The organism is Chitinophaga dinghuensis (assembly GCF_003259435.1).
Taxonomy (GTDB): Bacteria; Bacteroidota; Bacteroidia; order Chitinophagales; family Chitinophagaceae; genus Chitinophaga; species Chitinophaga dinghuensis.
In genome coordinates, this window is sequence record NZ_QLMA01000001.1 from 919,786 (window position 1) to 938,457 (window position 18,672).

The window sequence follows — 18,672 nt, forward strand, 5'->3', positions numbered from 1 at the left end:
GATTACCGGGAGCTGGTCAGCTTACTGTGAACGAGGTTTTCCAGGTGTACTTTTGTTTCTGGCCATTCATCATCGATGATGCTGTAACAGGCACTGCTACGTTTCCCATCATGGCGAATGGCTACATTCCGGAAAATGCCCTCGAATTTGGCGCCTAATCTTTCAATCGCTTTCCTGGAATGTAGATTCTTTTCTCCTGCAATAAAGGCCACCCTTATAGTTTTCAAGTCATCAAAGCAGTAATTCAGCAAGAGTAATTTACATTCTTCATTATAACCCGTGCCCCAATATGCCGGAAGGTACCAGGTCCAGCCGATTTCCAGCGTTCTGTTGGCCTGATCAAGTTTTAGCAGGCGGGTGGTGCCAATAGTATGGCCGGTTTGCTTGTCTATAATACTAAAAGGATATTGGGTTTGCTGGGCGCGTGCCCGAAGGGCTTCATGAAGAGCGGTCCGAATATCCGCTTCTGAACCGGAGATGGGGAGGTGAGTCCATATGCGCTCATCGAGGCTGCTGGCGGCAATCTGGTCAATTTCCTGTTCTACCAGGGGAACCAGAAGGATACGCCGACTTTCCAGCATAACAGGGTGTTTTATCCAGTCTCTCATAAGATTCTAATAAGGGTATTTTCAAATTATTAATAATTTTGCAGCTCCAAAGACTTATTTTTTATCTTTGTACTTCGTGAAAAGAGTAATTGCATATATCATTTTGGCGGTTTTTCTGATGCAGAATACTACCCTTGATCAGTTACTGAAGTTGCCAACCCTGGTTATTCACTACCAGGAGCATCATCAGCTGAACCGGGAGTTGAGCGTATCGGATTTCCTCTGTATGCATTACATGACGGAAGATGACAAAGATGATGACAATGACAGAGATATGCAGCTGCCCTACAAAACAGTAGACGTGCATGCACTACAGCATATTTATGTGCCACTTGCCAGAATTGTAGCCGTCAAACAGCAGCAGGAGAGTTATGTGATCCCTGTAAAGTATCCGGTACTGAAAGACTGTTATCTTCCTGAGCCTGCCTTATCCTCCTTATTCCGTCCTCCCCAGGCATAAACATTTCATTATAACTCTTAGTTATTCATCTGAAACACAGATGAAAGGAATTTGTTTTGCCAATTTGTATTAACGATTTTTAGGATATGCTAAACAAGATTATTAGCTTTTCTGTGAAGAATAAGCTAATTGTAGGGCTATTCGTCCTTGCACTGATCGGCTGGGGCGGATATGAAGTAACGCGTCTACCCATAGATGCAGTACCAGATATTACAGATAACCAGGTACAGGTTATCACCGTATCGCCGTCGCTGGGAGCGCCGGATGTAGAACGACTCATTACCTTTCCCATAGAACAATCCTGTAGTAATATTCCGGGCCTGAAGCAACTCCGTAGCTTCTCCCGGTTTGGATTGAGTCTTGTCACCATTGTATTTGACGATGCAACAGATGTTTACTGGGCACGGCAACAGATCGCAGAGCGCTTGCAGCAGGTATCCCGCGATATCCCTGCCGGCGTAGGATCGCCGGAAATGGCGCCAGTGACCACCGGACTGGGTGAAATTTACCAATATGTATTGCGTCCAAAACCTGGTTATGAAGACAAATACGGCCCAATGGAACTACGTACCCTCCAGGATTGGATAGTGCGTCGTCAGTTGCTGGGAACCCCTGGCGTGGCCGATGTCAGTAGCTTCGGGGGATTATTGAAACAATATGAAATTGCGGTAAGACCAGGGCAGCTGAAAGCCAATAATGTCACTATTGCAGACGTATTTGACGCCCTTGAGAAAAATAATAGCAATACCGGGGGCGCCTATATTGAAAAAGGACCAACAGTATTGTATATACGTAGTGAAGGGCTTACCAAAAGCATTCCCGATATCGAGAAGATTGTAGTGAAAACCCTGCCCAACGGTATGCCGGTGCTTATCCGTGATGTGGCCACCGTACAACTCGGCGCCGCAACACGCTATGGCGCTATGTGCTATAACGATAAGGGGGAAGTGGCCGGAGCTGTAGTGATGATGCTCAAAGGAGAGAATTCTTCCGCAGTGATCAAAAGGGTAAAAGCGAAAATCGCAGAGATCCAACAATCACTGCCGGAAGGCGTAGTCATCGATTCATTCCTGGACCGTACCAAAATGGTGAATAACGCTATCAGCACTGTGGAAACGAACTTGGTAGAAGGAGCGCTGATTGTGGTGTTTGTACTGGTATTTTTCCTGGGCAACTTGCGGGCCGGTTTGATCGTGTCTTCCGTAATCCCTTTATCAATGCTGTTTGCCATCACGCTGATGAATATGTTTGGCGTAGGCGGAAATTTGATGAGTCTTGGCGCTATTGACTTCGGACTAATTGTGGATGGTACGGTGATCATCGTGGAAGCGATATTACACCGGTTTAGCCATTCGGAGAAATTCCGGACACTGATGCGGATAGACCAACCTACCATGGACGAAGAAGTGAATACCAGTGCAGGACAGATGATTAAATCTGCTGTATTCAGTCAGATAATCATCCTCATTGTATATATCCCTATTTTATCCTTACAGGGTATTGAAGGAAAGATGTTCAAGCCAATGGCGCTCACTGTAGGTTTCGCCATCTTAGGCGCATTCCTGCTTTCCATCACTTATGTACCAATGATGAGCGCACTGTTTCTCAGCAAGAAAATCAGTCATAAGCCCAGTGTGGCCGACCGCATGATGACTTGGCTGGAAGCCCGCTACCAGCCGCTCCTGGCAAAAGTGATGTATTATCCTAAAACGATTATTGCCAGCGTACTGGTGTTGTTTGCGATCTCCGTATTTATCCTGGGGAGAATGGGGGGAGAGTTTATTCCGCAGTTAGAAGAGGGCGACTTTGCAGTAGATACGCGACTGCTCACTGGTAGCAACTTACATACTACTATTGCCGCTACACAGCAGGCATCTTCTATATTGTTGAAAAAGTTTCCTGAAGTGGAAGAGGTAGTAACTAAAATCGGTAGCGCAGAAATTCCTACGGACCCTATGCCGCTGGAAGCCAGCGATATGATGGTCATCCTGAAACCTAAGAAAGAATGGACTTCTGCGAGCTCCTTCCCGGAACTGTCGGAGAAAATGACAAAAGAGTTATCTGCTGTTCCCGGTATCAGCGTTGGTTTTCAGTTTCCTGTGCAGATGCGGTTCAATGAACTGATGACTGGCGCAAGGCAGGATGTTGTTTGTAAGATTTTTGGGGAAGACCTGGATACGCTGGCCCATTACGCCAACAGAATGGGAGAAGTCATAAAAACAGTATCGGGAGCTACCAATCTTTATGTAGAAACAGTGACAGGGATGCCTCAACTCGTGATCACCTATGATCGCGATGCGATGGCGCAATATGGCCTGAATGTCAGCGATATCAACAGAGTCGTTAACACCGCATTTGCCGGACAAGCTACAGGACTGGTATATGAAGGAGAAAAAAGATTTGATATGGTGGTTCGCCTCGCCAATGATGCCCGTCAGCATATCAGCGATGTACAGAACTTACTGATACCTACCAGAACAGGTAACCAGATACCATTACAGCAGGTGGCGAAAGTAGAAGAGATAGAAGGGCCCAACCAGATTCAGCGCGAGAATACCCGCAGAAGAATCATCGTTGGTTTCAACGTAAATGGAAGAGATGTGCAGTCGATCGTAACTGAACTTCAGCAGAAAGTGGCTGCCAACATGAAACTGCCTCCTGGTTACACGATGGTATATGGCGGTTCTTTTGAGAACCTGACTGCTGCAAAACAACGTCTTTCCATCGTAGTACCGATAGCGTTATTCATGATTTTCATGCTGCTGTATTTTGCATTTAATTCTATCAAACAAGGGTTGTTAATCTATACCGCAATTCCATTATCTGCTATTGGCGGTATTTTGGCGCTGTGGGCGCGTGGAATGCCTTTTAGTATATCCGCTGGCGTTGGGTTCATTGCCTTGTTTGGTGTGGCGGTATTAAATGGTATACTGCTGGTGACAGAGTTTAACCGCCTGCGCAGCGAAGGGTGGACAGACATGAAAAAGATTGTATTGTATGCCACCAAAACAAAGCTGCGAGCAGTATTGATGACAGCGCTGGTGCCTTCCCTGGGCTTCATCCCGATGGCATTGAGTAAAGGCGCTGGTGCAGAAGTGCAAAAACCGCTGGCCACAGTAGTAATAGGAGGCTTAATTATATCCACCATGCTGACATTATTCGTACTGCCGATGTTCTACATTCTGTTTGATAAAGGATTCGGATTTTTCCGTAACAAAGGAGTCGTAACAGTAGCGGCTATATTAATTTTATCTTTCCCATTGGCATCGCATGCACAGGAGAAAGTATCTCTGGATACCGCATTGCACCGTGCATTACAGCATAACCTGCGAGTGCAGGCGGCCAGAGTGGGAGAGCAGTATTATCAGGCATTGAAGAGAAGTAACCTGGATATAGATAAAACCAATGTCGGTTTTGAATATGGGAAGATAAACAGTATTGCAAACGACAATCGTTTTACGATCTCCCAGGGGGTACAATTTCCCACCGTTTATCAGCGACAAAGAAATGTAAACCTGGCTAATATTGCTATCAGTAAGGTCAATACCCAGTTACAGGAGCAGGATATCAAAGCGGCGGTGAAACAGTTGTTTTATGGATTGCTGGTAATGCAACGCCGGGAGCAATTGCTGATGGAAGCAGACAGTATGTACAGCGTTTTCCTGCAAAAAGCATCGCTGCGTTTTAAAACCGGCGATACGGATATCCTGGAAAAGTCTACCGCAGAAAACCAGCGCCAGCAGATCGCGAATCAACTGGCGGTATTAAGAACAGATTATGCCGTGGCACTAAATCAGTTCCGTATACTGCTCAATGAGTCGCAAATAGTGGTGCCGGAACATGATAGTATCGTATATAGATTACCGTTATTGCCTGATACCAGCGCAGTAGATAATACCCCTACGATTGCTATGCAACATTCCTTACTCAACAAGAGCAAGGAAGAATATAAACTGGAGAAGAGCAGACTCCTGCCTACTTTCAACCTGGGGTATAATAACATGAGCATTATCGGATTGCAGCCAATCGGTAACCAGGAAGTGTATTTCGGTGGGGGCGACCGTTTTTCATCTGTCAGTGTAGGCGTGGGCGTGCCCATTTTTGCTACAGGGCAACGTTCTCGTATCCGGGCATCCAATGTATACATGATGCAGCAGCAAAGAGAACTGGATGCCACCAGGCAGCAACTGGGAACAGCCTTACAAAATGCAGTAGAGCTGTACAAACGCCATGCGTCCTTATTACAGAACTATGAGCAGGTAACGCTACGCAATGCGCAGTTGGTGATCAATGCTGCCAATAAACGCATGGTAAGCGGCGAAATAGGCTACCTGGAATGGGTGATCCTCATCAACCAGGCGCTGGACATGCGCAGCAGCTATTACAATACTATCGAGCAGTTGAATAATGCTGCTTTTACCGTAGAAAAATTGAGCGGAAATATTTAATAAACAGTCGTCGGATGAAAAAGACCATCATTTTATTATATACATGTAACGCCTTGCTGATGGCTTGTCAGAACAAGCCGCAGGAGGCAAAAGCGCCCGTAGCAGTAGTCGCAGATACGGTGACTAACACAGTAGAACTAACGCCTGAACAAATAAAAAATGGCGATATTCAAACAGGTGCTGTAACAGTGAAAACCATGCATTCTTTGCTGAGAGTGAACGGTGTGGTGGATGTGCCTCCGCAGAATGTAGTATCTGTCAGTATGCCGTTAGGCGGTTATCTAAAAACGATGAAACTATTGCCTGGCATGCCTATTTCGAAAGGGCAGGTATTGGCTACGTTGGAAGATCCGCAATACATCCAACTGCAACAGGATTACCTGATGGCAAAAAGTAAATTGCGCTACCTCGAAGCGGATTACCTGCGTCAGAAAGAACTGAATGAATCCAAAGCCAATAGCGATAAGGTATTTCAGCAGGCTAAGAGCGAGTATGAAGGACAAAAAGTTACCGCCAGCGCATTGAGGGAAAAGCTGCAACTCATCAACATCAATCCAGATAAGCTCAGCGATGCCTCTATCACTAAATCTGCCAGTATCTATGCGCCCATTTCCGGCTTTGTGACCAAAGTGAATGTAAACACAGGGAGATATGTAAGTCCTACAGATGTGTTGTTTGAGCTGATTAACCCGGCAGACTTACATCTTAGCCTGACAGTATTCCAGAAAGACCTGCCTTACCTCGCCGAAGATCAACAGATTATCTGCTATCCGGTGAATAATCCGGATGAGAAGTATACCGCTACCATACATCTGATTACTCGGAATGTGGATGAGAGCAGGAGCAGCGAAGTACATTGCCATTTCAATAAGTATGATAAGAAGCTGGTGCCTGGTATGTTTATGAATGCGGAAATAGAGCTGAATAATGCACATACGCTGGCTGTGCCTGAAGGGGCAGTGGTAAAATGGCAGAATAAGAACTATGTGTTTGTGGCGGACAGCAAGAAGACCTTTACAATGACGCCAGTGGAAACAGGTACTACCTATGACGGCTATACGGAGATTAAGACAGATCTTGCCGGAAAGACGCTGGTGACCAAGAATGCATATACGTTGCTGATGCAGTTGAAGAATTCAGGAGAAGAGGAATAAGCTAACGCGAAGCTATAAACGAAAAAGGCAGCTGATTTTTTCAGCTGCCTTTTTCGTTTATAGCGAGATGACTATTTCACTGCCATGATAGAGTATGCCATGGGAAGTTTGCCTTCCAGTCCCTTAATCTGCCACTTGCCTCTGAAAACCTCCACGGTATTGGAGAAGCAGTTATACGGCGAATAGTCGAACTCGTGGAAGAATTGGATATGCAGGCCGGCCCGGATGAGGGCATTCAATATCTCTGAGATGGGGTGATTCCAGCCATATTCCTTTCCATAAACGGGCGCGCTTCTGTTGGCATAAGAGCCTTCCTGGTCGGTTTCAATCACGCCGGTATTAAAGTAGGAATATTCAATAGATTGAAAGTTGTCTCCATACATCCACATCATTGGATGGAAGTCTGCCATATAAAATCTACCGCCTGGTTTCAGATAGTGAGCAACGATGGCGGCCCATTTATCCAGATCCGGTAACCAGCCGATGGTGCCGTAGGAGGTAAATACGATATCGTAATGCTGATGCAGATGGGTTTTCAGATCGTATACATTACTACAGATAAACTGGGCGGGAATAGCTGTTTCCTGTGCCAGTTGCTGGGCATGATGAATGGCATTGTCTGACAGATCTACGCCAGTAACAATGGCGCCTTCACGGGCCCAGGAAAGGGTATCCATACCGAAATGGCATTGCAGATGGAGCAGCGATTTATCCTTGACGGCGGTGAGCTCTGTCAGTTCGATGCTGTTGAGCGTGGTGGCTCCTGCTTTGAATGCAGGTACGTTATAAAATTCGGAATCCCAATGTAAAGTGGTCCACTGATTCCAAAGTGATTTATTCGCGTCGAAATATTGTTGAATTTCATTCATGGTTAACGTTTTTTTGCTGATACTTTTTTATCTATTCCTGCGCAGTCATTTTCCCTGTATTCCGCCACTAGAAAAGCTTTATTAAATTTAAGTTACGATTGAAGGGTGTAGACTGCGTTATGATTTTTTAATTCCTATTTTCAATTTTCTGGTGCACTAAAGTTACGTAATTCCGCCATAGTAAAACCTATGGAACAGATATCCTTTTCTCTAAACCCAAAATTGAATAATGAAAAACAAACATTTCAAAACGCTTGCACTGCCTGTAATGGCAGCCATTTTCAGTGTAAGTTGTTCCAAAGAAGTTAAGCAGGATGCACTGCAGCAAATCTCAGGAAGCAAGGCGCAGATAGCTTCTACCACCCCGGGAGTAGACAGCGCGAACATTGCGCTGAACTGGAGCCAGGGATTGCAGCCTATTCAAGGCTTTGGCGCTTTCGCCGGACGTGTTACCCCATTCTTTGAATCTGCCAACAGAGATACCATTATGTCCTTGCTCTGGGGTAGTGCCGGTCTTCAGTTGAATATCATTCGTGGGGAAATTCTCTACACTTCACTTATCCATTCGACAAATCTACTGGTATTGTAACGGTAAAACCTGCGGGAACAGATATTAATATCGTTCCGGGTTCCGCAGCCTACAATGCGCTTACAGATGATCAGAAAGCCCAGATTGCACAATTGTGGGTATTAAAAACCGTTAAACAGCGTTATCAGACTCCTATTGCATTTGCCAGTGCCTGGACGCCGCCTCTTTACATGAAAACCAATACCGGTAGTGTAAGCGGACAAAACTTCAACGGTTTGAATTATAGCTGTTGCTCTACTGATTTCGCAAATTACATTGCGGGATTTGTGAAAAGTTACCAGAATGAAGGCGTTAACTTATTTGGCGTATCTCCAAGCAATGAGCCGGAGAATGTATTCTCTGCCTGGCCGGCGTCTTACTGGACCGCTTCTCATCTCGGTCAGTTTGTGACCAATAATCTGCGTCCTGCATTGAATAATCAGGGACTGAATAGCGTAAAGATTATCTCTGCTGAAAGTGCAGCATGGGGTACGGCCAACAGCTTTTTGTCTTCCATGGATAAAAGCAATGTGGACATCCTCGCCGGCCACGGTTACGTGGAGCCAGGCGATTTGATCCTCGGCAAGAAAGGTTTCAATCAGAATCCTACTACCTGGAACTATGCTACCGGCAACAAACCAACATGGGTGACAGAAGCCTCTGATGATGGCGGCACTTATGATGCCAGCATGACGGAAGGTCTGAAACTGGCTACTACCATGCATAAATTCCTCGCTAACTGTAGCGTGAACGTATATGTGTACTGGTTAGGTATGCTGGCATTCCAGAATAATGAAGCCCTGATCTGCACTAAGAGCGACGGTACTTTGGAATTCCCTAAAACTTATGATGTTATGGGTAACTATTCCAGGTACATTAAACCTGGCTATTACCGTTTTGGAGCAAGTGTTTCCAACAATGGTAACCTGCTGGTGTCTGCCTATAAAAATCCAACTACAGGCGCATTCAGTATCGTGGTGACCAATACCGGATCTGTACCTGTAAATTGCGCTTTGGGGCTGACAGGCTTCACGTCTTCCACTATCACTGGCTATGTTACCTCCGCAGCCAGCACTGCGCATTGGGCAGCTACTGCTCCGATTGCAGCCAACAGCAATGGCAGCTTCACCGCACAGGTGCCTGCTTACAGCGTTGTTACCTATACCGGCGTAAGTAATTAATTACCTATTTTAATACGCTTCAATTTGTTGTTCCTGCCCACCAGGCAGGAACAACAAAAAATCCCCAAGGATCACGTCTGATCCTTGGGGATTTTTTTGGTAAGGACCTCGAATGAGGAAATTATTTCTATCTTTGTTTTCATTACTGTAGAGATAGCTGTCATGTGGGCTATTTCCAACCATTATCAACTATCAACCAGGCCTATAATTGAGCATGAAGAACCTGTACAGACCATGTATTGCCATTGTCGCCCTTATTGTACTGATATGCCTGTATACAGGCTGCGAACAGTCGGCACACCCAAAGAAGAAATTTATAAGAACTGTTATAAGTACGCAGGATGCTGCATTTCTTCCCTTTATATTGTCTCAGGATACCCTTGGGAAGCCGGTACAGGAGCAAAGAGTGAAGGAGATCCTCGCTGCATTTGAAAAAGAAGGGAATAAGGAAGACGATCCATATTATCACTATTTCCGTGGATACCAGTATCAGCTAAACCGGAAGTTTGACAGCGCCTTGTATTTTTATAAACAGATGGAGCCTACTCCGACAGATTCTCAGCTGATTAGCCTGATGGATTATTCCATCCTGAACATGAGTATCAACACTACCAACATCACCAAAGCAGAACAGGCAACGCAAATCCTGGAGGCTATCAAAAAAGGAGAACGGTATAACAGCTTATTCCTCTACCGCCTGTATGATCTGATGGCAATGGCTTACTATAACAATCGTAAGATGGAGAAATCGGCCACCTTTACCCGACTGTATTTTGTCCATTCTCCATTTAATAGACACCCTATTATACGGCAGCGATATTATGATATATTCTTTATGCTATCTTCCCAGCAGAATAACCAGGCGTCCATGCAGCAGTACCTGGATAGTGCCCGTCAGCTGGCAATCGACATAAAGGATAGTATGGCATTAATGCGGACATTCGACTATGAGGCGCAATTATATGCCAGTAAAAGAGAATTGGGGAAAGCAATTGCATGTGAGAAGATATATTTTAATTATATAAAGACACATGATCGTCTGCAACCATATGTTTTTAATAACCTCGCTACCAGTTTTGTACGCAATAATCAATCTGATTCTGCTATTTACTATTATAAAGCCTGTATCGACTGGGCTGCTGCCAATAAGAAACCTGTCAACCTTTTCAGTATTTATGAAGGATTAGTGGAGTCGTATCGGAAAAAAGGAGATTATAAGAGCGCCCTCCAGGCATTCCAGACTTCTTTCGAAATATACGCGAGGAATAATGATTCCATTGAAGCCGGTAAGATTGAAGAACTCCATACCCGCTACCAGACAGAGAAAAAAGACCAGGCGATAGCGGCGCTGAAAACAACCAATGCATTAAGTGAGAAAGTCATCTCCCAACAACGTTGGATATTTATCGTCATCTCCACCTTATTGATTGTAGGCGCATTTTTCATTTATACTATCTACCGGCAACGCCTACTCCGGGAGAAGAATGAAAAACTCCAGATAGATAACAAGCGCTTGTTGCTGGAGCAAAAGACCCGGCAGCAGCAACTGAATCCACATTTTATTTACAATGCCGTAGCTAATTTGCAGGGCCTGATTAGCAGCGACAGAAAGCAGGAGGCCAACGCTTACCTGGTTTCATTTTCCCGGTTGATGCGCAATATACTGGAACTGAACCGGCAAGATTTTATCTTACTGGAAGAAGAAATTAACTCGCTGGAAAATTATATCCGCTTGCAGCAAATGCGCTTCACCGGAATGTTTGATTACGCGATAAATGCAGATGGATTAGATAAAGAAGAGATCCTGATACCGCCCATGCTGATCCAGCCATTTGTGGAAAACGCCATAGAGCATGGATTTAAAACGATCGACTATAAGGGGCTCCTGCAAATCACTTTCCGGGAACAAGGGAAGCAATTGGTGATCACCATTGATGATAACGGGGTAGGAGATAAGATGCAAACAAATCAGAACAAGGAAAAGAAATCATTATCGCAGATAATTGTACAGGAACGACTGGATTTACTCTTTAATAAAGAACAAAAGCTGGCATATTTTTCGTGTAGCCCCAAGCAACATGAAAATGGTTTTACTGTAATGGTAGCCATCCCCTTGATAACAGCATAAATACTGGAACAGATGACAGTGTACATTCTTGAAGACGAAACGAATATCCAGAAACACATAATTGCCTTGGTGGCGCAAATACCGTATTTACAGTTAATAGGGTATGCTGCGGATATCGTCAAAGCAGAGAAGGAGATTCCCCAACTGAAGCCGGACCTCATTTTGTCAGACATACAATTGAAAGACGATACCTGTTTTAACCTTTTTAACCGGATTGATATATCTGCCATGCAGGTACTTTTTATTACTGCCTATGACCAGTATGCCATTCAGGCCCTCAATCTCGGTGCATGTGGGTATTTGCTGAAACCGCTGGATACGGAGCTATTCAACGAAACCATTGATCGTTGTTTCCGAAAAACAGAGCAGCATAAGTTTAATCAGTACCAATTGGAGATCGCGGCTACGCATTACCGGGGAAATGCCCGTCCGAGGAGGATTGCTTTGAAAAGTGCCGCGTTTACACAGGTTATTAATATAGAGGATATTGTGTATTGCAGCAGTGACAAAGGGTATACCACCTTTTGGTTGAAAGATGGTACGTCCATTCTCGTTTCCAAAGTATTAAAAGAATATGAATCTGTTTTACCACCCGATACTTTCCTGCGTTGCCATCAGTCTTTCCTCGTCAATGGACATTTTGTAAATAAATTCTTTAAAGACGGCTACCTGGAAATGACAACAGGCGCGCAAATACCGGTGTCGGAGCGGAAAAAAGATTCGGTAGCCAGTTTCCTGGAGCGCATGTAAATGGCGAATATTTCCCCTTTTTCTACAAATAATGACTGATTGCCTGCAAATATTAATCCACCCCTCAGCCAATAGCTTTCCTGTATTAATTTTAGGTCAGAAAGGGATAAGCCCTGTAATTAACCATATACGAGTGACCTATTGAAATGCATAAGGAGACATAATGCACCCCAAGGTCAGCCTAGATATATGTAGCATGTTCTAAATTAAACATATATGAAAAAGCTGGAAAAATTAAATGAAAAGAAAGTGGAAAGCCTGGAGACCATCAAAGGTGGTTTAATGGCACTGCAACCTGAATTTTCCCTGGAAGATGGTCAGGAAAAAACCACTTACAATGAGGCTTCCTGGAACGGAAAACATTGGGTAACTGATACCAGACCGGATGCAAAGTAATCACTGATTTGTTAACTAATTAGAATTAAGTAAACCATGAAAAAATTCCAAAAATTAAACGAGAAGAAAATTGCATCCCTGGAAACCGTTAAAGGTGGATTAATGGCGCTGCAACCAGAATTTTCTATGGAAGATTCCGGCGAATCAACAGGAACAACCACCCACACTCCTTCACAAGTGGGCGATCAGTTCTTCTGCGATCACAAAACAGACACTAAAAAATAGCGTCGGCAGTCAGTTCACCTGTTAAGTTAACCTTCAACTGGTACTGAACAAATAACTAGAGGCTGTCCTGCGATGAGGGCAGTCTCTTTTGTTAACTACCTTAATAGTTACGATCATCCATTGTTGACCCATCTATAAGGATGCATCTGATGGGCAACAAAATAGCATTATTGATGAGCCGGAAAATTTTGATCTTAAGCCAGGCATACCTGGAAACCACCACGGACGCCGTATGCCAGTGGCTGGATTATTACCAGGTTCCTTTTCTCCGGTTAAACGGAGAGGATTTATTTCAATGGGAAAGCCTGGATGCCATTCCCCAAAATGAAGACATCGCTGCTGTATGGTACAGAAGGAAGGTATTTCAGTTTCCTTCAAAATACAGCCTTAAAAAAGAGCATACGCCCACCAACTATACCTTAAAGCGATTTTTGATAGATGAGTTTAACGGGTTGCATAGCTTGTTATTTCACACGATTGACCGGCAGAAATGGCTGAATGATCCAGTCATAGAGGATAACCTCAACAAACTGCATGTATTGATGTTGGCCAAAGAATACGGCCTGCAAATTCCGTTTACGGAAGTAGTTACCCGGAAAACATCGGTGGTGGCACTTTTAGAGCAACATCCGGAGTTGATTGTAAAACCGCTGGGAGAATGTATCATGGTGGAAGATGAAAACGATACAAAGTTCAAGATGCTGACGGTAGTAGTAAACGCGTCTAACCTACATCGGATGCCAGATCAGTTTTTTCCTTCTATGGTACAGGAGAAAGTAGAGAAGAAGTATGAAGTAAGGGCTTTCTACCTGGATGGCGCTTTTTACAGTATGGCTATCTTCTCCCAAAATAATCAGAAAACAAAAGATGACTTCCGGAATTACGATCAGGAAAGACCTAACAGAACAGTGCCTTACCAACTGCCGGCAGATGTGGAAGGTAAACTTCGGAAAGTCATGCAGGAGCTGCATTTCGGAACGGGGTCCATTGATTTGATGGTAGACAGACACGGGGCTTACTATTTTTTAGAAGTAAATCCGGCAGGCCAGTTTGGGATGGTGTCTTTCCCCTGCAACTATTACCTGGAGAAGAAAATGGCACAAGTATTAAGCAAGGCATACCTGTATGAAAAAGAAATTCACCAGTAAACTGAAAGAAAAGGAGCTGTTGCCTCTCACATTATACTACCTGGAAGAGGCGGCTCCATCCAATGGCAGCCATGTGATCAAGATGGAAAAAGCGAGGAAGATCAATGCATCCGCATATGAACTACTCAACTTTTACAAGGCTATTTCAAAATTTTAATGATGGAATTTTTAAATATATATGCAAACTGTCAGTTGGTACACGGCGCAAACATGTCGTTGCTCTGCGATTTGCAACTGCATAAATTTTATCATATTCCCAATGATACTTTTGAAGTTTTACAGTATTTGAAACAACATTCCATCCAGGATTGTATCGCGCATTTTGGGGAAGATAATCAGGAAGCGATAGATAGCTATATCCATTTTGTAGTAAAGAAAGAAATGGGATTTATAGATGATCGCTTGTTGGAACAGTTGATTCCTATTGACTTTCAGTGGGATCGATTTACGCCTGTTACCAATGTAATCCTGGAATACAACGAACGATTAAATTATGCCAACAAATTCGTAGGTGATTTATTTGATTTGAATGTGCAGGCACTTGAAATCAGATGTTATCATACTGTACAATTGGATCATCTCCTTCCGCTAGTGGAAATGTTCAATGATAAAACATTGAGAGTAATTAAGCTGATACTGCCCTATGATGGCAGTATCAGTCTTAATGATTTGGAGACGGTAGTGAAAAAGAATCCCCGTGTGAAGTCGATATGGATACATGATGCTCCGGAACATAAGGTGGAAAAGATTTTCAATGATACGGTGGCTGTTGTTTCCCTCGCAAGGCCCATTAATGCTTGTACGGCATGTGGTGAAATCAGCAGCAGTTACTTTCAGTCGAATATGGAGTTGTTCTCTGAAAGTCAGCATTACAATACTTGTCTGAATCGTAAATTATCGATCGACTATAATGGTTACATCCGGAATTGTCCTTCCATGGAGCAGCATTTCGGACATATGGAGGAGGTGGAATTGTCGGCAGTGTTGAAGGATCCGTTATTAAAAGAATATTGGGGAATCCGGAAAGATGATATTGATACCTGCAGAGATTGTGAATTCAGGCATGTATGCACAGATTGCAGGGCTTACCTGGAAGAACCGGAGAATAGGTATTCCAAACCATTGAAATGTGGATATAGCCCTTATACAAACGAATGGGATGTATGGTCAGAGAATCCCCTGAAACAAGCGGCGATGGATCATTATGGTCTGAGATCATTGGTGAAATAGTATGCGTTTAAAATCATTCCCGAATTATAGGCAGCCAGATGGAAAGGACTGCGGTCCTACCTGTATAAAGATTATCAGTAAACATTATGGTAAACTGGTAGATATACAGACCGTCCGCGATCTTGCCGAAACCACCAGAGAGGGTAGTTCTCTACTGGGGCTTTCCAATGCGGCAGAAGCATTGGGTTTCAGGTCGCTGGCAGTAAAAATCGACTTTAATACCCTGGTGGAGGATGTGCCTTTACCCTGTATTTGTCATTGGGGGAACCAGCATTTTGTGGTGGTGTATCACATTAAAGGGAAAGGCGACCATACAACCGTATACGTTTCTGATCCTGCGTTTGGACTCCTGAAATATAGTAAAAAGGAATTTGTTGCAAGTTGGATGGGAGCAGGAAAACAGGCAACAGATGAAGAAGGAATTGCTTTGGTGTTCGAGCCTACGCCCACTTTTTATGAGAATGAATTCAATGAAAAACCTGATAGAAAGAGCTTCGCATTTCTATCGAAGTACGTGTTTAGATATAGAAACCTCATGCTCCAGCTGGCTATCGGATTGCTGGCTGGCAGCATGTTGTCGCTGATTTTGCCCTTCCTGACCCAGAGCGTAGTAGATGTAGGCATACAGAATCATGATCTGAACTTCGTCTACCTGGTATTATTGGCCCAGGTAATGTTGTTTGTTGGTAAAATGGCGATAGAAGTCATAAGAGGATGGATCTTATTACATCTTTCCACCCGCATCAATATATCTATCGTTTCTGATTTCTTTATTAAGCTCATGAAGCTGCCCATCAGCTTCTTCGATACAAGGATGACCGGCGATATCATGCAACGTATCAGCGATCATCAGCGCATAGAACAACTGCTCACCAGTTCTTCATTGAGTACGCTCTTTTCACTGTTTAACCTCATCATTTTCAGTATAGTCCTGTTATGCTATGATTATCGTTTGTTCCTGATTTTCATATTGGGTGCGGGCCTGGCAGTTACCTGGATTTCTTTTTTCCTGAAAAAGCGCAGGGAACTGGATTACAAAAGATTCTCGCAGACCACCCAGGAGCAAAGTAAAGTAATAGAGCTCGTCAACGGTATGCAGGAAATAAAGATGCATAATGCGGAGAAGCAAAAGCGCTGGGGATGGGAGTTTATGCAGGTAAGATTGTTTAAAATACAGATACGTTCTCTTTCTTTGGAACAGTGGCAATCGGTAGGAGGAAACTTTATCAACCAGATGAAAGATATCATGGTGAGTTTCCTCGCTGCCAAACTGGTGCTGGACGGAAAGTTGACCTTAGGAATGATGCTTTCTGTTCAGTATATCATCGGTCAACTAAACGGACCCTTGATGCAACTGATAGAGTTTATCAGGCATACGCAGGATGCCAGAATTGCGATGGAACGATTAGGGGAGATACATGACAAGGAAGATGAAGAACCTCTCCAGGAAACGCTGGTAAAGGATATTCCAGAACGTGATATCGAAATAAGTAATGTGTCTTTTCGTTATACTGGCGCCAGTAAACCCGTTTTTGAAAATCTCACGCTAAGTATTCCCTATCAGAAAACTACTGCGATTGTTGGGGCTAGCGGCAGTGGTAAAACTACTTTGCTGAAACTGCTCATGAAATTCTATGAGCCGGGAGAAGGAGAAATAAAAATAGGGAATGTACCCCTGAAGAATATTTCCCCTAGATACTGGCGGGAGCATTGTGGGGTGGTGATGCAGGAGGGTTATGTGTTTAATGACTCCATTGCTGGAAATATTGCAGTAGGGGAAGATAGTATCGATAAGCAAAAACTACGCAGAGCAGTGGAAATTGCGAATATCAAAGATTTTATTGAAAGTCTGCCTTTAAGTTATAATACCGTAATCGGTAATGAAGGCATGGGAATCAGCGGTGGACAAAAACAACGGCTGTTCATCGCCAGGGCCGTATATAAATCGCCGGAATATATCCTCTTTGATGAGGCTACCAGCGCACTGGACGCCAATAATGAAAAAGTAATCATGCATAACCTGGAGCATTTCTTCAGGGGGAAAACGGCGATTGTCATTGCACACCGATTATCTACTGTAAAACATGCAGATAAAATTATTGTACTGGACAAAGGAAAAGTGGTAGAAGAAGGAAGTCATGCAGAACTGGTGGAAAGAAAGAGAGAGTATTATCGGTTAGTAAAAAATCAATTGGAGCTTGGAAACTAAAAAGGATATACTCGATACCGTAGAACTCCGTTCAGAAGGGGTACAGGACATTATGTCGCAACCTCCGCACTGGATGGTACGTTGGGGCAATACCGTTATACTCCTGTTGTTACTGTTGATCTTAATCATGAGCTACCTGATTAAGTACCCCGTATTTATTCCGTCTACCGTAGTAATATCTTCCCAAAATCCGCCAGAGAAACTGGAAGTAAGGGTCAATTCCAAAGTGGAAGAGATCCTTGTTCAGGACCAGCAACAAGTATCCAAACAACAAATACTGATGGTGCTCCAGTCTACGGCCGATTTCAAGGATGTATTACGCCTGCGGGATATCATGGATACCATCAGCGGTAATAACCTGGTACATTTTCCTATTCATGAAACGGCCGGTTTTAAACTGGGAGATATTCAGGCAGATTATAACGCCTTTGCGAAAGCTTTGACAGATGCGCAGCTGAATGAGCGGCTGCAGCCTTATTCGCCCGACTATATCGCCGCAGAACAGAGTCTTGCTACCTCCAGGAGCAGAATACAAACGCTGCTGCAGCAAAAGAAGCTGGAACTGGCGAAACTGGAACTTTCCCAGAAGGAGTTTGACCGGTACCAGCAACTGTTTGGAGAGAAGGTAGTATCGGCGGCTGAAATGGACCAGGCAAGAATGAAGTTGTTACAGGCACAGCAGAATGTAGAAAACCTGAATATATCTATCTCTCAGTTACAGGAAAGCATCAGCGGCATTATGAAAATGCGCAGTGGCGCTACTATCAATGCGCAGAAAGATAATATCAACTTCAACGCGCAGGCGGGCCAGCTCTTTGAGCAACTGCGTAAATCCCTCTATGCATGGGAACAGAACTACCTATTGTTAGCCTCCATTGACGGTACGGTGAGTTTTCAGCAGTTTATTGGGAAGAACCAGTTTGTGAAGCAAGGCGATGTCTTGTTCTCCATCATGCCGAAAGAAAGAGACCTGCTGATGGGACGATTGCAGGTGCCGTCCATTAATTCAGGAAAAGTGAAAACGGGACAGAAAGTACTCGTCAAGCTGGATAACTATCCATACCAGGAATTTGGGATGGTAGAAGGCAAGGTGCAGAATATGGCCAGTGCGCCGGATAAAGACGGGAACTATTATGTATATATCGTGTTACCGAAAGGGTTACAGACATCCTTCCACAAACAATTACCATTCGACCGGGAGCTGCGAGGCAATGCAGAAATAATTACGCAGGACCTGCGATTAATAGAACGCGTGTTCTACCAGATGCGTAAATTATTGGGGTATCAGTATTAAATAA

General features: G+C 44.0%; 16 protein-coding genes. 14 read left to right on the forward strand and 2 right to left on the reverse strand.

What is annotated here, in order from left to right; all coding sequences use genetic code 11:
* Positions 1 to 2: 2 nt before the first annotated feature.
* Positions 3 to 608, reverse strand: a complete 606-nt coding sequence (locus tag CLV59_RS03765) for a GNAT family N-acetyltransferase (RefSeq protein WP_211323711.1) — start codon at positions 606 to 608, stop codon at positions 3 to 5.
* Positions 609 to 684: 76 nt separating this feature from the next.
* On the opposite strand from CLV59_RS03765, the gene CLV59_RS03770 reads away from it, so the two are divergent.
* The 3 genes from CLV59_RS03770 (at position 685) to CLV59_RS03780 (ending at position 6,670) form a co-directional block, all read left to right on the forward strand.
* The gene (locus CLV59_RS03770; protein ID WP_146616116.1) at positions 685 to 1,068 is read left to right on the forward strand and encodes a hypothetical protein; all 384 of its coding nucleotides are present in this window, start codon (positions 685 to 687) and stop codon (positions 1,066 to 1,068) included.
* Positions 1,069 to 1,154: 86 nt separating this feature from the next.
* Positions 1,155 to 5,516, forward strand: coding sequence for a CusA/CzcA family heavy metal efflux RND transporter (locus tag CLV59_RS03775; RefSeq protein WP_111590657.1), 4,362 nt, complete (start codon positions 1,155 to 1,157; stop codon positions 5,514 to 5,516).
* A 14-nt stretch (positions 5,517 to 5,530) separates the two neighbouring features.
* A complete protein-coding gene (locus CLV59_RS03780; protein WP_111590658.1) occupies positions 5,531 to 6,670 on the forward strand; it encodes an efflux RND transporter periplasmic adaptor subunit in 1,140 nt (379 codons plus the stop codon).
* Between the two features lie 71 nt (positions 6,671 to 6,741).
* Here CLV59_RS03780 and CLV59_RS03785 read toward each other — a convergent pair whose 3' ends face one another.
* Positions 6,742 to 7,539 (reverse strand): class I SAM-dependent methyltransferase, encoded by a 798-nt coding sequence (locus tag CLV59_RS03785; RefSeq protein ID WP_111590659.1) that lies wholly within the window; start codon positions 7,537 to 7,539, stop codon positions 6,742 to 6,744.
* Between the two features lie 229 nt (positions 7,540 to 7,768).
* Between CLV59_RS03785 and CLV59_RS29095 the strand changes: the two genes are divergently transcribed.
* From CLV59_RS29095 to CLV59_RS03835, 11 genes are all read left to right on the forward strand, one after another.
* Positions 7,769 to 8,128, forward strand: coding sequence for a hypothetical protein (locus tag CLV59_RS29095; protein ID WP_211323713.1), 360 nt, complete (start codon positions 7,769 to 7,771; stop codon positions 8,126 to 8,128).
* A gap of 23 nt (positions 8,129 to 8,151) precedes the next feature.
* Positions 8,152 to 9,288 (forward strand): glycoside hydrolase, encoded by a 1,137-nt coding sequence (locus CLV59_RS03790; protein ID WP_262511893.1) that lies wholly within the window; start codon positions 8,152 to 8,154, stop codon positions 9,286 to 9,288.
* Positions 9,289 to 10,219: 931 nt separating this feature from the next.
* Positions 10,220 to 11,416, forward strand: a complete 1,197-nt coding sequence (locus tag CLV59_RS29395; protein ID WP_394336926.1) for a histidine kinase — start codon at positions 10,220 to 10,222, stop codon at positions 11,414 to 11,416.
* A gap of 12 nt (positions 11,417 to 11,428) precedes the next feature.
* On the forward strand, positions 11,429 to 12,166 hold the full coding sequence (locus tag CLV59_RS03800) for a LytR/AlgR family response regulator transcription factor (RefSeq protein WP_111590661.1): 738 nt from the start codon (positions 11,429 to 11,431) through the stop codon (positions 12,164 to 12,166).
* A gap of 216 nt (positions 12,167 to 12,382) precedes the next feature.
* The gene (locus CLV59_RS03805) at positions 12,383 to 12,562 is read left to right on the forward strand and encodes a hypothetical protein (RefSeq protein WP_111590662.1); all 180 of its coding nucleotides are present in this window, start codon (positions 12,383 to 12,385) and stop codon (positions 12,560 to 12,562) included.
* A 36-nt stretch (positions 12,563 to 12,598) separates the two neighbouring features.
* Positions 12,599 to 12,787, forward strand: coding sequence for a hypothetical protein (locus CLV59_RS03810; RefSeq protein ID WP_111590663.1), 189 nt, complete (start codon positions 12,599 to 12,601; stop codon positions 12,785 to 12,787).
* Between the two features lie 173 nt (positions 12,788 to 12,960).
* Positions 12,961 to 13,935: a grasp-with-spasm system ATP-grasp peptide maturase gene (gwsG, locus tag CLV59_RS03815; RefSeq protein ID WP_170137636.1), complete on the forward strand. Its 975-nt coding sequence runs from the start codon at positions 12,961 to 12,963 to the stop codon at positions 13,933 to 13,935.
* The gene (locus CLV59_RS03820) at positions 13,913 to 14,092 is read left to right on the forward strand and encodes a hypothetical protein (RefSeq protein ID WP_111590665.1); all 180 of its coding nucleotides are present in this window, start codon (positions 13,913 to 13,915) and stop codon (positions 14,090 to 14,092) included. Before gwsG ends, CLV59_RS03820 begins: the two co-directional genes overlap by 23 nt.
* A 2-nt stretch (positions 14,093 to 14,094) precedes the next feature.
* On the forward strand, positions 14,095 to 15,165 hold the full coding sequence (gene gwsS, locus CLV59_RS03825) for a grasp-with-spasm system SPASM domain peptide maturase (protein ID WP_170137637.1): 1,071 nt from the start codon (positions 14,095 to 14,097) through the stop codon (positions 15,163 to 15,165).
* Between the two features lies 1 nt (position 15,166).
* On the forward strand, positions 15,167 to 17,374 hold the full coding sequence (locus CLV59_RS03830) for a peptidase domain-containing ABC transporter (protein WP_111590667.1): 2,208 nt from the start codon (positions 15,167 to 15,169) through the stop codon (positions 17,372 to 17,374).
* The gene (locus CLV59_RS03835; RefSeq protein WP_111590668.1) at positions 17,364 to 18,668 is read left to right on the forward strand and encodes an HlyD family secretion protein; all 1,305 of its coding nucleotides are present in this window, start codon (positions 17,364 to 17,366) and stop codon (positions 18,666 to 18,668) included. The genes CLV59_RS03830 and CLV59_RS03835 overlap by 11 nt, the downstream gene beginning before the upstream one ends.
* Positions 18,669 to 18,672: the final 4 nt, after the last annotated feature.

Coding starts and splice junctions, on each gene's coding strand:
- CLV59_RS03765 (WP_211323711.1), bottom strand. CDS start 608: ATGAGAGACTGGATAAAACACCCTGTTATGCTGGAAAGTCGGCGTATC.
- CLV59_RS03775 (WP_111590657.1), top strand. CDS start 1,155: ATGCTAAACAAGATTATTAGCTTTTCTGTGAAGAATAAGCTAATTGTA.
- CLV59_RS03780 (WP_111590658.1), top strand. CDS start 5,531: ATGAAAAAGACCATCATTTTATTATATACATGTAACGCCTTGCTGATG.
- CLV59_RS03785 (WP_111590659.1), bottom strand. CDS start 7,539: ATGAATGAAATTCAACAATATTTCGACGCGAATAAATCACTTTGGAAT.
- CLV59_RS29095 (WP_211323713.1), top strand. CDS start 7,769: ATGAAAAACAAACATTTCAAAACGCTTGCACTGCCTGTAATGGCAGCC.
- CLV59_RS29395 (WP_394336926.1), top strand. CDS start 10,220: ATGCGGACATTCGACTATGAGGCGCAATTATATGCCAGTAAAAGAGAA.
- CLV59_RS03800 (WP_111590661.1), top strand. CDS start 11,429: ATGACAGTGTACATTCTTGAAGACGAAACGAATATCCAGAAACACATA.
- CLV59_RS03805 (WP_111590662.1), top strand. CDS start 12,383: ATGAAAAAGCTGGAAAAATTAAATGAAAAGAAAGTGGAAAGCCTGGAG.
- CLV59_RS03810 (WP_111590663.1), top strand. CDS start 12,599: ATGAAAAAATTCCAAAAATTAAACGAGAAGAAAATTGCATCCCTGGAA.
- gwsG (WP_170137636.1), top strand. CDS start 12,961: ATGAGCCGGAAAATTTTGATCTTAAGCCAGGCATACCTGGAAACCACC.
- CLV59_RS03820 (WP_111590665.1), top strand. CDS start 13,913: ATGAAAAAGAAATTCACCAGTAAACTGAAAGAAAAGGAGCTGTTGCCT.
- gwsS (WP_170137637.1), top strand. CDS start 14,095: ATGGAATTTTTAAATATATATGCAAACTGTCAGTTGGTACACGGCGCA.
- CLV59_RS03830 (WP_111590667.1), top strand. CDS start 15,167: ATGCGTTTAAAATCATTCCCGAATTATAGGCAGCCAGATGGAAAGGAC.